Below are 13643 nucleotides of genomic sequence, written 5' to 3' on the forward strand. Positions count from 1 at the left end.
CGCCAGGAAGGAGAAACACCGTATGTGTGAAAGCGATAACCGTCGAGAGTTTACACGGGTTCAGGTCAAACTGGAAGCCGAATTGCAGGCCGGAGGCAAAGCCTTAATCAAGGGACATCTTGGCGACATCAGCATGAACGGGATGTACTTGGAATGTGCGGGGAGATTGCCGCTGAACTCCCAATGCCGCGTCATGTTGATCCTGGACGGCGGGCTTGACGCGCTCTGCATTCAAGTCCGAGGGGTCGTGATTCGAGTTGACGACTTGGGCATGGCCGTGCATTTTACCGAGATCCTGGGAGAGGAAAGTCTCGGTCACCTCCGAAATCTGGTTCTGTTAAACAGTCAGGAGCCGACTTCGCAAGTGGAACAGGAATTCCAAGCCCACATTGGAATCAAGCGTAAAGAGCCGAGAGATACTATCGATCCGTTGGCCGTAGAGTAAGGGCACCGCATATGGGTATCAGAAATTCTCTGATTCACTCCTTCATTTTTTCCTACCAATAAATAGCTTTTTGCCTTAATTCCTTGGGTTTTCTGACCGATAAGATTGGCAGGGCCATTTTTTATCATGATTTATGACTGAAAATGGACTGTGGCGCAAGGGTATTGGAGCTAGTCAGACATGGGTTTCTGATGAGAGGAGGTTCCTATGCAGATCTCTGAACAGACAGGAGAAGAGGGCATTGTTGTCCTTGACCTGGAAGGAAGGTTTGATTTTTCGTCGAGAAAGGCATTTAAAGATACCGTTGAGCGCATTCAAAAAGAAGGCTGTTCGCATATTATCATCAATATGGATCGCGTCTCGTTCGTGGATAGCTCAGCATTAGGGCTCTTAGTGATCGCTTCACAGAATTTAAAATGCAAACACGCTCAGCTCAGCATCGTCAATCCCCAACCGTATGTGCGCCAAGTATTGGACCTGGCGAATGTGCCGAAAATGGTCCCTGTATATTCGTCGCTGAATGAAGCCAAACAACAGTCGCCCAGTCCGGCAACCGCGACATCATAAGTCCGTTGGTCTGTGACCCGTCGGAAATCCTAGGTGAATGTTTGTGGTCGATGACGCCTGTCAGCGCGATAGTATGAGTCTTGTATTGCCATGAGGGTATCTTCTCCTTTTGTGCGACCTTCTTCTACATCAAGCATGAAGCGAATTCCCACCAGTCAATTGACGAGAGGGATGTTTCTCGTCGGAGTTGACGAGTCATGGTGGAAGTCTCCCTTCTTTCGACACAATCGTCTTTTGGAAACCCAAAAAGAAGTCGATCTCCTTCGAAAATCCGAAATCAAGGAAGTGATCATCGATCCTTCACGCGGACTGGATGTTGGCGAACATGATCAAACAGAAGTGTTTGAGGCAGAGTCTAGGCAGACGGACGTTCTTGTCGACAATGATGCGCAAGGTGGAACGACCTTCAATCAAGGGGATGAGAGCAAACCGGCCGTCCACTCACATGAACCGACTTCGTCCCATGTGGCAGAGGAAGTACGGAATGACGCCATCAAAGCGATGGAGAGTATTTTTGACGGGATCAAAACTGGCGAAGCCATCGACGAACCCAAGCTTCAACGAACAGTCAATGCCTTGTTGCAGCGCGTGATGACCCAAGGCGAAGGCCTGGTTGAGGCGATGCTTATTCAAAATCTTCGTCAGTTTGACAAAGCCCTCTATGGACATGTGGTCGATGTCGCCGTGTTGTCGACCATGGTCGGCATCCAACTCGGGATGAATGAAGAGTCGTTGCGGCTGCTGGCGCTGGCAGGATTGCTTCACGATGTGGGCCATGTGCGGGTGCCTCGAAATATTTTGCGTCGCAAGCATCTGCTCGTCGGGGATGAGCAGGCAGTGTTCGAACGGCATGTCGAGTGGAGTCTTACCATTCTTGGAGAATGCCAAACCATTCCGCCGGAAGTCCATCGAGTGGTGAAGGAACATCATGAGCGACAGGATGGGTCAGGCTATCCTGATCATCTCACGGCCGAACATCTGTGTGATTTGAGTGATGTCGTGGCGTTAATCGATCAATTCGATCTATTAGTCAGTCCTTGGGGCCTTCAACCGTCAACGCCTACGGCACTCGCGATGCGATCGCTCTATCGTGACGCGCATGCCGGGAAGTTGCGTGCTGTGTCTGTCGAAGCGCTCATTCGATGCGTGGGCGTGTATCCGTTAGGCAGTCTCGTGAGTTTGTCGACGGGGGAGCGTGCCATCGTCATAAAAACGAACCCGCTCGAACGGTTAAAGCCGACGGTGAAAATTATCGTCGATGCGCAAGGGAAGCGTTGTCACGTGCCCATCACCGAAGATTTAGCCGCGCATAGTCCTAAGCAAGGTGAACGAGTCATCCAAGACATCCTGAATCCTGCAAGCCTGAAAATCGATCTGGCCAAATACTTATAAGGATGGAAGAGAGAAGGCGTCGAACGTGAGCTGTGGGGAGTACAGAAGCAGAAGGAACGTCTGGAAATTTTGATCTTCCTTTTTCCACACTCGGTACACGATGAATCTTTGAGGTAAACATTGATGAGCTGTCCAGAGTCTCCACAAGAATTTGAACAGGCATATCGTCAACAACTGTTCATGAATCAGGCTCTCCTGAAAGCCCTATCCGTCGGAGTATGTCTGATTGACGAAGCCGGAGCGATCGTCTCCTTAAATCATGCGGGTTCTCGACTGCTGGGATGGAGCGAATCGTCAGTCAAGGGGAAGCCGGCCCATGATCTTTGGGAATGTGTGCTGCCAGAGTCTGACCGGGAGAGGCCTGCTTGTCCTCTTCACATCTGTCAGGAAACCCAGTCGCCGATCTGGTCGCCAAGTGTGAGGTTGCGGACACGTCAAGGAGAATGGTTATGGGTTGAATTGTCGTGTCTCGCAATGACGGAGATGGGCGGGGTCGGGACGATGATCACGTTCCGTGATTTACGGACGGAAATACAATTACGTGAGGAATCACGACAATTGTCTTCTATTCCCGAGGAAAGCCCATTTCCCATGATCGAAGTGGATGCATCGGGAAATCTCTTGTATGCCAATCCTGTGATGACCCGATTGATGCAGGAGTCGGGCATCGGGAATTCGGGATTTTCTGAGGCATTTCCAGCACATTTTCTCAGCTTGATTCATGACTGTTTGACGACGAATACGATCCGACAAAATATCGAAGTCAATGTCGGGCAGAATCAGTATGCGTGGGTATTCAGTCCACATCCTGAAGCGGGGCTCGTGCGTGGGTTCGGAATGGATATTTCAGAACGGAAGCTAGCCGCAGATAAGCTTACGGCTTTTGCCCGCCGGATGGAATGCAACAATCGGGAACTCGATCAAGCCCTGATCAAAGCTGAAGCGGCGACCAAAGCCAAAGCCGCATTTTTGGCGACGATGAGCCATGAAATACGGACCCCACTCAACGGCGTGATTGGTATGACAGAAATGCTCATGGACTCGACGTTGACCTTGGAGCAACGTGAGTGGACGACGCTTGTTCGTTCTTCTGCTGAGGGACTCTTGACGATCGTTAATGACATTCTCGATTTTTCTAAGATCGAAGCTGGAAAACTGCAATTAGAAGTCGTCAGGTTCGATGTACGGCTCGTGCTTGAGGATGTCCTTGATGTGTTCGCGGATCGTGCCCACAAAAAAGGTCTTGACCTCGCCGGATATGTGCACCACATGGTGCCGCGTTACTTACATGGCGATCCTAATCGCCTTCGTCAAATTCTGACGAACTTTATCGGGAATGCTATCAAATTTACCGAACATGGCCACGTATTGGTGAAAGTGACGGACGTCTCGGCGGAACGGAACGTTGGGAAAGATGTGAGGTCTGAGAAGGATCAGGAAGTGCAAGACAAGATACCGCAACCCGATGACCCGTGGTCTTCTCCCGGTTCATCTCATTCGTGTTCTGTCCATCTACGGTTCTCCGTGGAAGACACTGGAATTGGGATACCAGAAGACGCTCAGCAGCGACTGTTTGAGGCGTTTTCGCAGGCGGATGTGTCGACCACACGAAAGTATGGTGGAACCGGACTTGGGCTGGCGATTTCTCGTCAACTTGTAGAATTGATGGAAGGCAGTGTCGGCGTTAACACCACTGACGGAGGCGGGGCGACGTTTTGGTGTCACATCCCTTTTATCTCTGAGCCGGATGATCGGCAAGAGCAGGCGATGGTTGTCCAGTTCTCTGAAGAACGTGTGTTAAGCGTCGGCTGTTTGCCTGCGACAGCCAGTGCGTTACACGGGGTATTCCGGGAATGGTCGGTCAAATGGGAAGCGACGACTGACTGTGCAAAAGCTCATGTTTGGTTGCGTGAGGCGGCAGTCAAAGGTCAGGGCTTTTCCATATTATTTGTGGATGCCTGCATTCCAGAACCTTACCAGCAAACGTTCATCCTAGCAGTGAAGGCCGATCCGCTTCTGCATCACCTTCGTGTGGTGTTGCTCGCGAATATTGGCGTGGGTGTGCTTCGACATCAAGATGAAGGCTGTGAGATTGATGCGTGCTTGAACAAACCGGTTCGTCGATCTTCATTACTCCGCTGTTTATCCGGCATGGCTGAATCCGATCAGGATCAGCCCAGTGGTATGACGGTCGAGTCATCCGCTTACGCCGATAGACCTGATCATCAGCACATTCAAGTCTTACAGAGTCCAGGCCTAGCGCAAGGGCCGAAGGTTCTGGTCGTGGAGGACAATGCTGTCAACCAAAAAGTCCTCACTTGGGCGCTGAAAAAAATGGGATGTCTGGTGACGCTCGCGGGAAATGGCCGGGTGGCTCTGGATGTGTCTTGTGGGGAGGAATTTGATCTGATTTTCATGGATTGGCAGATGCCGGAAATGGACGGGTTGGAAACGACCCGGGCGATGCGGATTCGCGAAGTGGAAGATGAGGAGCGAGAGGCGATTCATGATCAAGGCAATAGACGGCACGTGCCGATCATTGGGATGACGGCCAACGCGATGAAGGGTGATCGGGAGCAATGCTTAGAGGCCGGGATGGATGACTATCTCTCCAAGCCTGTTCGAGCGCAGGATCTTCGAATCATGCTGGAGAAGTGGGCTCCCGACTTCTTTTCCGAGACGCCATCGTCTTCCAGGGAATCGTCAGAGGAGCTGCATGACGCAATCACACAGGAAGGACCGATGGCTCCTTCAGGAATGGAGGAGTCTGACTCTCTCTCTTTCCCTGATACCGCTCCGGTGTATGACCTTGATCATGCCCTACGGGAATTAGAAGGTGATGAGAAGCTTTTACTGAGTCTTGTTGAAATTTTTCTCCAAACAGGTCCGGAATTGATGCATGCCATACACACAGCATTTGAGGAGCAGAACTATCATGAACTAGAAAGACAGGCTCATCAACTGAAGGGAGCATCGGGGACTTTGCAGGCTCATGAGGTTTCTGGCGCCTCAGCACGAGTCGAGAAGGCCGCGCGTGCCAAAAATCTTGAGGCGCTGCGGAACGCGTTCGTTGAACTCGAACATGAGTTTGTGCAGTTATGTCCAGTCCTGGAAGGTCTTGTTGCACGAGGCATTCAAGCATCCTGTGAGTCCAATCGTTCCGTCATGTCGAAATGAACATGCGGCCAGTCCCCGAGTAGAGGAATGATTAATCCGCTGAGCCATTCGATGACAACCATACCTTGGATCAGGTCATGAGAGTAAATGAACAGACCTGGCATTGGTTAGCTGATTAGTAGTTCAGAGCGTGCTATGAAGAATCCAGTTGTTCCGGAACGTATCCTTGTCGTTGATGATGAACAGTCGATCTTGGAGGCGATGGCTGAGGCAATTCGCATGTTGAACTTTACTGTGAGTACCGCGCAGCACGGCGATGAAGCCTGGAAAAAATTCGAAGAAGAAAAACCGGACGTTGTCGTGACCGACGTTCATATGCCTCATCGTGACGGGTTAGCGTTGACGAGTCAGATCAAAGTGTTCGCTCCCTCTTGTCCGGTCATCGTCGTAACGGGGTTCGGGAGTGAGGAAGCTGCCATCTCGGCTCTGAAGGCCGGAGCGTCGGATTATCTTGTTAAGCCTTTTCAATTTTCAGCTCTTCGCCAAGCTGTTGAGCGGGCATGTACGCTCGTTCGAGCCAAAAAGGCCGACGAACAAATTGTCCCTGTCGTCGATCAGGTGGACGGAACCTTTATCCTCGATAATATGCCTGAAATGGTTGGAAGCGTCGTCAATGCTGCGCTGCGCACACTCAGTGGATGTATGTCGGAAAAGCAAATATTAGGTGTGCGAGTAGCTTTGCAAGAATTACTCATCAACGCGATGGAACATGGGAATTTAAATATTTCTTCCGATGAAAAGAGGCGAGCGATACTTGATGATACGTATGAGGAGCTCCTGGAAACCCGCCGTGACAGTCCAGCATACCGAAACCGTCGCGTTCGTCTTTCCTTCTGTCACGATGTATCAATGGGAACGGTGGAATTTCGAGTTCATGATGAGGGAGACGGGTTCGATTGGAAATGTCTGGTGAACAGGAATGAGGATCAATTGTTGTCCGCATCGGGGTCGGGCCGAGGCATTTTTTTAGTCAGAACCCTCATTCACGACATTCGGTATGTGGGCAAGGGAAATGAGGTTGTGCTTCATGTCACTCATGCGATCGATGAGGAAAAAGTTCACGAAAGAGTTTCGTAGTTTCTTCTAATAGTCCTCAAGTTTATTAACGAGAACTCCGATACGGAAAACATTAGCAACCTTAAGGAACGAGGTACCTTCATGAATGATTTGCTCACATTACACGAGGTTTCTACATTTTTAAAAGTCCCGAAGTCGACGATATACAAATTGGCTCGCGAAAGACGTCTTCCCGGTCATAAGGTAGGTAAACACTGGCGCTTTGTCAAAGAAGAAATCGAAGCCTGGGTGCAAAATGCGGGGATCGAAGAGGCCGTGGGCGTCGGGGCTTCTCATAACGCTCACGATCGGTTTAGTTTGAACTGACCGTGATCGGTTTTCTGCGTACGCCGAAGTATCCTGCATTTTATTCTCTCTGTCTTTTGCTCATGTTTTATCACGTCTTCATATTCAACAAGTTCACGTGGGGGCTCTGCCCCCGCTGAATTTCTTGGCCGATGTTGGCCCTCCGCAAGTGTTCACGCTACAACCTTCCTCTCCATGTGACTTCAGAGAATTAAGTTTTCACGAGTCTTCGGGCCTTGATTGGCACCCATGGTGCATGCTCGCCTTGACGATTGATGAGGACTGTATGTTCCGGCTTATTAAAAAAGTCTCATCGAAAATGGATTTTGGTCTTGCCTGACTGAGTGGAGATATCCAACTTTCGATGGAGTATGGCGTGCTTCTCATCATGATCAGGGTCGAGAGTAGGATCATCGTAAACTGATGAATCGGAACACCGCGAATGAAATGTTTGATTCGTGAACATGGCCGGACTGACTGTTTGCGTTTTTCCATTCATCCGATCGAAATATTCGAGGTTCGTTGCTTAAGAAATACTTTACCTTGACCGATGCTCACTATGAGATTCAGAAAAGGTTTTGTCAGTGAATACTGGTTTCTGCACTGAATCTTTTCGCTTCTGCGTGAATTGCATGCAGGTCTAATCTGAAGGGGAGGGAAATCGTGTTTGCAAGAATTCCTCGAACTGTGTGGATAGTTAGAGTAACCGAAGGAGGGTTGACGTTATGTTGGACACGAATATGAAAGTCTTAGTGGTTGATGATATGTCAACCATGCGACGGATCGTGAAAAATGTGTTGAAGCAGATCGGATATTCGGACATTGCCGAAGCCGAAAATGGCCAAGATGCGATGGCCAAACTCAAGACTGGTGGATTTGGGCTTGTGGTATCCGATTGGAATATGCCCGTCATGCCGGGCATCGAACTGCTCAGGAATGTCCGCGCTGACGCCGACCTGAAATCCTTGCCGTTCCTTATGGTCACGGCAGAGGCGCAAAAAGAAAATATCATAGAGGCGGTGCAGGCAGGCGTGAGCAATTATGTCGTGAAGCCTTTCACGGCTGAAGCCCTGCAGGAAAAGCTCGAAAAGATCTTTGCCAAAAAATGAGTGTTCGGGAGGATTGCGTAATCCTTGTCGCGGGTGTGGCTTAATACAAAGGAGATCATATGCTGGTAGACCGGGGATTTGATGAACCAAAAGAAGACCTGACCGAGACTTCTGAGCAATCGATCTATGATGAATTGGGAGAATTGACCAAATATGTCGAAATGATGACTCGAACGATTGCTGAAATGGAAGTGCCCGTTGCTTCTACCTCTGATCAGCTGCCGGATGCTACCGCGCATCTTGGGGAGTTGGCCAAAATTACCGAAGAAGGCACACACAAGGTCATGGCCTTAACCGAGGAAATGACCCATTCTCATGGGCAAATGAAAAAACTGCTGAGAGAGCTGTCGGGGCAGCCTGAGTGGGAACAGAAGGTGCAGGATATCATCAAGTTGATCGATGAAGATGAAGCACGCATTACCAACATTACCGTCTCGCTTGGGTTCCAAGATATTGTGGCTCAACGTGTCGCCAAACTGATGACCGTTCTTGATGAAGTCCAACATAAGCTCTTAAAGCTAGTCGTGGTGTTTGGACTTCAGAATAAGAAAGATAAGACTAAGAAGGAAGGGCGAGGATATGAAATGTTGCAGCAGCTTGAAGCCTCGAAGAGTACCGCGTTGAAACAGGACCTGGTAGACGACATTCTATCCGAGTTTGGGTTCAACTAAAGGAGTCGAGCGGATCTGAAAGACAAAGGGGAATGAGAAGAAAAATACTCCGATGACGAAGCCTCTCGTCCACACCGTATTCCGCTTCCTGTCTGCCGTTTCACGAACATGTGGAGTCTGTCATGAATGATGAGATGAAAGAGATATTGAATGACTTCCTCGCCGAAGGCTCCGAGATGCTGGAAGCCCTGGATCAGCATTTTGTGCAATTGGAAGCTGATCCGAATAACGCTGATTTATTGAATGAGATCTTTCGAGCGATGCATAGCATGAAAGGTTCTGCGGGCTTTCTTGGCTTTGCGAATCTTGTGGAAGTGGCCCATCAGGGTGAAAGCCTTCTGAATAAGTTACGGCAGGGAGAGATGGACGTCTCTCCCTTTGTGATCGATATCATTCTCGAGGCCGTCGACGCCGTGAAACTCTTGCAAGAGGACATCCGTGATACGGGAAAAGATACCCACGTTGACACGAGCCTCATCGTGAACAAACTTTCCCTGGCGATTGATAGCGCCCCTGTGGTGACAGGAACTGCCGCGTCTCCTCGAACGGAACCGGTCACGAGTGAAGAGGCTGATGGAACCCTCGAACGTCTTCTACCTGAGGCGCCTGAGCCCTCCTCAGATGTCGTTTTACCTGTGCCTTCTCTTGAAGTGTCCATGGAAGAGCCGCCCTCTCCAATTGAAGTATCGGAGTCCGACGGTCAAGCTACAGAACCGAATCCATTACTGGAGGCTCAGGCGAATCTCTCATCCATGTTGGGGAAGGTAAAGGATGTGGCCAGCCGTACCATGCAAGCCGCCAAGCCTGCTCAAGCCAGGTCCGCGTCTGGGAAAGAAGAAGATCAGACCGTTCGCGTCGAGACCCGTCGTCTTGATCATGTCATGAATTTGGTCGGAGAACTTGTCCTGGGCCGTAATCGGTTGATGAAGTTGGGCTTTGGTCTCGAAGAGCAGTTTGAGAACGACCCACACGTTCGTGAGCTGGGACTGACGTTGGCGCAATTAAATCTCGTGACGTCCGACCTGCAACTTGCGGTCATGAAGACCCGCATGGTGCCGATCCGGAAAGTCTTCGCCAAATTTCCGCGTCTCGTCCGTGATGTTTCGAATAAGCTGGGGAAGCAAGTTCGTCTTGAATTGCGGGGAGAAGACACGGAAGTCGATAAGTCCGTCGCTGATGAGCTGGGCGATCCCTTGGTCCACCTTGTTCGCAATTCGATGGACCATGGATTAGAAGTGGCATCTGAGCGGCAAGGGAACGGCAAATCACCGGAGGGCTATGTGCGGTTGACGGCGTCTCAGGAAGGCAACAGCATCGTCATCCGAATCGAAGATGATGGACGAGGGCTGCAGGTTCAAAAAATAAAGCAGAAGGCTTTGGAAAAGGGCCTCGTGACCGAGGCTGATCTTGCGACGATGGGTCCTCGCGAAATCATGAATCTGATCTTTCTTCCTGGTTTTAGCACGGCAGATCAAGTCAGTGATTTGTCCGGTCGGGGTGTTGGCATGGATGTGGTGCGAACCAACATCAGTCGGATGAACGGGAGCATCGAATTGGATTCAGAAGTGGGGTTAGGCAGTTGCATCACGATTAAGCTTCCCTTAACGGTCGCGATTATTCAAGCCCTGATGGTCGAGGTCGAATGTTGCACGTTTGCGATTCCCTTGGCCTCTGTGATCGAGGCTGTGAAGGTGACGAAAGAGGAAATCAAGACCATTAATGGACAAGCGGTGTTAAATCTTCGAGAACGCATTCTTCCCCTGCTTCATCTGTCTGAAAAATTTCAGATACCCGTGAATTCCGAGACCGACGAATGTTATGTCGTGGTGATTGCGATCGGAGAACGTCGTTTTGGCGTCGTGGTCGATCGGCTGCGTGCTCAAGAAGAAGTGGTGATTAAATCGCTCGGAGAATTTCTTGCCGAAGTAACTGGAGTGGCCGGCGCGACGATCACGGGAGATGGAAAGGTTGTGCTCATCTTAGATATGGCCGATTTGGTCCAGGACGTGCGTGGCACCTCGATGGTCATGGGATGATGGATCAGGAAACGTTTACCGTAATCCGTGAAAAGTCAGCACGTGAAATGAATACCCCGGATTGTTCCTGCGTACTTTTACGACTTACCGCTCTTGAGGGAGAACGAACATGTCGACTTTGATGGCAGAAATCGATCAACGGACCGGATTGGCCGGGGCCAACAAGATGGAACTCCTCATGTTTCATCTTGGGACGGCTGAGATCTACGGGCTCAATGTCTTCAAGATTCGTGAAGTCATGAAAATCCCTCAGGTCACCAAAATTCCTGACTCCGATGCGCGCATTGTGGGTATCGTGAATCTTCGAGGCGAAAATATTGCTCTTGTGGACTTGAAGCAAGCCATCGGGTTGGGGCCAGTCGACCCTGAAGGCGCCAAGCTCATCATTACGGAATATAACGATAGAAAACAGGGATTTTTGGTCTCAGGAGTGGATCGCATTATCCGGATGTCCTGGGAACGTGTGCATATCCCGCCCCCCATGGTCCAGTCCAGCCGCCAAGGCGCGGTGACGGCGGTGACGAAACTTGATGATGGGCGAATGGTGTTAATTCTTGATGTCGAGAAAGTTCTCGTGGAATTACATCCAAAATCGGATGAGGAAATGTACATCGGTGTCGAGCCAGTACCGAGCCTGGCTGGAAAGCGATTGTTGATTGCTGACGACTCGGTGGTGGCACGGAAACAAATAATCAAGACCTTAGATCGCGTCGGTGTGATCTGGGAAGAAACATGTACCGGCAAAGAGGCTCTGAATCGTTTGCGGTTTTACGCACAAAGCGCTGAGGAAACGGGGAATCCTCTGAGTACGTACGTGGATGGACTGCTTACGGACATCGAAATGCCGGAGATGGATGGATTTTCACTGACAAAACTCGTTCGACAGGATCCTCGATTTACCGGTCTGCCTATTTTGATGCATTCTTCATTGTCGGGACGCTGTAATGTCGATAAAGGGAAATCAGTCGGGGTGACCGATTTCGTGACTAAATTTGATCCCAGGGTTTTACGTCAAAAATTGATTCAACATGTCGGAACGGTCGCAGGATGAAGACCGTTTAGGGGCAGAGCGTATCGAGTAAGACTATCGACGCGCAGTCAGGAGCAGGGCACAGACTCGCTATTGTCATCGTATGATGCAAGTCCATATCGCATTGATCTCTAGGTCGGTTTTTCTTGTAAGAAAGGAACGTGTCCATGAATAGCATGAAGATCGGGACGAAGTTTATCGTCTCACTCGGATGTATCGCCGTGGTGATGATTCTGGTTGGCCTGTTCTTTATTTTTCATCAGGAAGAGCGTCGATTGCATGCGATGCTTGAAGAGCAAGGCGCAATGGTTCAAGCCCAGGTTGAAGTGACCCGCGCGTACATCGCGAAAAATTATGTCGGAAAAATTAAGCAGTCGACGATCGGTTCAGATATTGTGGTTGCGCGAGAGCATGGTATCGATCCGCAGGCCATTCCATTTCCGGCGACCGCCACTCAAGAAATCGGGAAAGCATTGGGGGAGAAGGGGATATTTGAAGCCAGATTAGTCAGCGATCAACCGATGAACCCCGCGAATGCGCCGAAGGATACCTTTGAACGTGATGCCCTGGCCGCTATCATGGCCGGCGCGGATTCTTATTCTGCTGAAGAAATGGTGAATGGAGTCCTGACCTATCGTCGGGCGAGTGCGGATAAAGCATCGGTTCAGGCGTGCGTGACGTGTCATGTTGGCAAGGAAGTTGGCGATTTAATCGGTTTGCTAGCGGTTTCCATGCCGATGACCAGCGCCAAAGAAGGCATGATGACGTCCATGGCCCAAACCGGTGGATTATTGGTTAGCGTCATTCTTGCCTGCGTAGGGTTAGTCTATGTTTTGATGCAGAAGTTTGTGTTGACGCCGTTACAAGGATTAACGCAAATCTCTCGTGATATTGCCCAGGGGCAAGGCGATTTGACCAAGCGAGTGCCTGTCCACAGTCATGATGAGATCGGGGAATTAGCCAGGTATTTCAATCTTTTTATCGAAAAAATGCATAAATCGATGACGAAGGTCGCGGGCGCTATTGATCGTATTGCCTCTTCCGCCACGGAGCTTTCCGCCACGGCTGAACAGCTGTCATATAGCGCTAATGGTCAGAATTCCCGTATGGTCCAATCGGCTTCAGCCGTGGAAGAGATGACCATGACTGCGGGAGAAGTGGCAAGGAATTCGACGGAAGCTGCTCGTATCGCTCAGGAAACGTCCGAGACGGCTCGAACGGGTCATGAAGTTATGGCGCAAACCGTCTCTGGCATGCAGCAAGTCTCCGATGCCGTCGGACAGTCCGCCAACATCATCATGACGCTCGGGAAATCATCCGATCAAATCGGAGAAATCGTGCGAGTGATCGAGGATATTGCCGATCAAACGAATTTGTTGGCGTTGAATGCTGCGATTGAAGCTGCGCGAGCAGGAGAGCAGGGACGGGGATTCGCAGTCGTGGCAGATGAGGTGAGAAAACTGGCGGAACGAACGACCAAAGCCACCAAAGAAATCGGGGATATGATTCGGCAAATTCAACAAGATACGAAGAGTGCTGTGGCTTCAATGGAAGATGGAACTCAGCGAGTGATGGGCGGTGTGGAGTTGGCGAACAAAACCGGAGAAGCTCTTGAAAAAATTCAATCAATGGTCAACCAAACGACCTCGATGATCCAGCAAATTGCCGATGCCGCAGAAGAGCAATCTTCCGCAACGAGGCAAATTGCGAGTGATCTTGAAGCCGTGGCCAAAAGCACAAAAGAGGCTTCGGGTGGTGTCTCGGAATCTGCAAAGGCGAGTCATGATTTGAGTATGCTCGCGACAGAACTCCAGTCATTGATCGGAACATTTCGAGTATAAACTCTGTGAGTAT

The 13643-nt window shown here is 50.2% G+C and carries 11 protein-coding genes; all 11 read left to right on the plus strand.

Going from position 1 to position 13643, the window contains the following annotated elements; genetic code table 11:
- Nucleotides 1–22 precede the first annotated feature (22 nt).
- The 11 genes from MRJ96_12765 to MRJ96_12815 all read left to right on the plus strand — a co-directional run bounded on the left by MRJ96_12765 (nucleotide 23) and on the right by MRJ96_12815 (nucleotide 13630).
- Nucleotides 23–445 (plus strand): PilZ domain-containing protein, encoded by a 423-nt coding sequence (locus MRJ96_12765; GenBank protein MDR4502314.1) that lies wholly within the window; start codon nucleotides 23–25, stop codon nucleotides 443–445.
- Between the two features lie 207 nt (nucleotides 446–652).
- Entirely contained in the window at nucleotides 653–1012 is a 360-nt protein-coding gene (locus MRJ96_12770; protein ID MDR4502315.1) for an STAS domain-containing protein, read from the plus strand.
- Between the two features lie 135 nt (nucleotides 1013–1147).
- On the plus strand, nucleotides 1148–2404 hold the full coding sequence (locus MRJ96_12775) for a DUF3391 domain-containing protein (GenBank protein MDR4502316.1): 1257 nt from the start codon (nucleotides 1148–1150) through the stop codon (nucleotides 2402–2404).
- Between the two features lie 123 nt (nucleotides 2405–2527).
- On the plus strand, nucleotides 2528–5581 hold the full coding sequence (locus MRJ96_12780; protein MDR4502317.1) for an ATP-binding protein: 3054 nt from the start codon (nucleotides 2528–2530) through the stop codon (nucleotides 5579–5581).
- Between the two features lie 135 nt (nucleotides 5582–5716).
- Complete coding sequence (locus MRJ96_12785) at nucleotides 5717–6658, plus strand: response regulator (protein MDR4502318.1); 942 nt, start codon at nucleotides 5717–5719, stop codon at nucleotides 6656–6658.
- An 81-nt stretch (nucleotides 6659–6739) separates the two neighbouring features.
- Complete coding sequence (locus MRJ96_12790) at nucleotides 6740–6964, plus strand: helix-turn-helix domain-containing protein (GenBank protein ID MDR4502319.1); 225 nt, start codon at nucleotides 6740–6742, stop codon at nucleotides 6962–6964.
- Nucleotides 6965–7668: 704 nt separating this feature from the next.
- On the plus strand, nucleotides 7669–8052 hold the full coding sequence (locus MRJ96_12795; protein ID MDR4502320.1) for a chemotaxis response regulator CheY: 384 nt from the start codon (nucleotides 7669–7671) through the stop codon (nucleotides 8050–8052).
- A 59-nt stretch (nucleotides 8053–8111) separates the two neighbouring features.
- Nucleotides 8112–8723, plus strand: a complete 612-nt coding sequence (locus tag MRJ96_12800; protein ID MDR4502321.1) for a protein phosphatase CheZ — start codon at nucleotides 8112–8114, stop codon at nucleotides 8721–8723.
- A gap of 122 nt (nucleotides 8724–8845) precedes the next feature.
- Nucleotides 8846–10759, plus strand: coding sequence for a chemotaxis protein CheA (locus MRJ96_12805; GenBank protein ID MDR4502322.1), 1914 nt, complete (start codon nucleotides 8846–8848; stop codon nucleotides 10757–10759).
- Between the two features lie 109 nt (nucleotides 10760–10868).
- A complete protein-coding gene (locus MRJ96_12810) occupies nucleotides 10869–11810 on the plus strand; it encodes a chemotaxis protein (GenBank protein ID MDR4502323.1) in 942 nt (313 codons plus the stop codon).
- Between the two features lie 146 nt (nucleotides 11811–11956).
- Complete coding sequence (locus MRJ96_12815; GenBank protein MDR4502324.1) at nucleotides 11957–13630, plus strand: methyl-accepting chemotaxis protein; 1674 nt, start codon at nucleotides 11957–11959, stop codon at nucleotides 13628–13630.
- Nucleotides 13631–13643: the final 13 nt, after the last annotated feature.

The organism is Nitrospirales bacterium (genome assembly GCA_031315865.1).
Taxonomy (GTDB): Bacteria; Nitrospirota; Nitrospiria; order Nitrospirales; family UBA8639; genus JAGQKC01.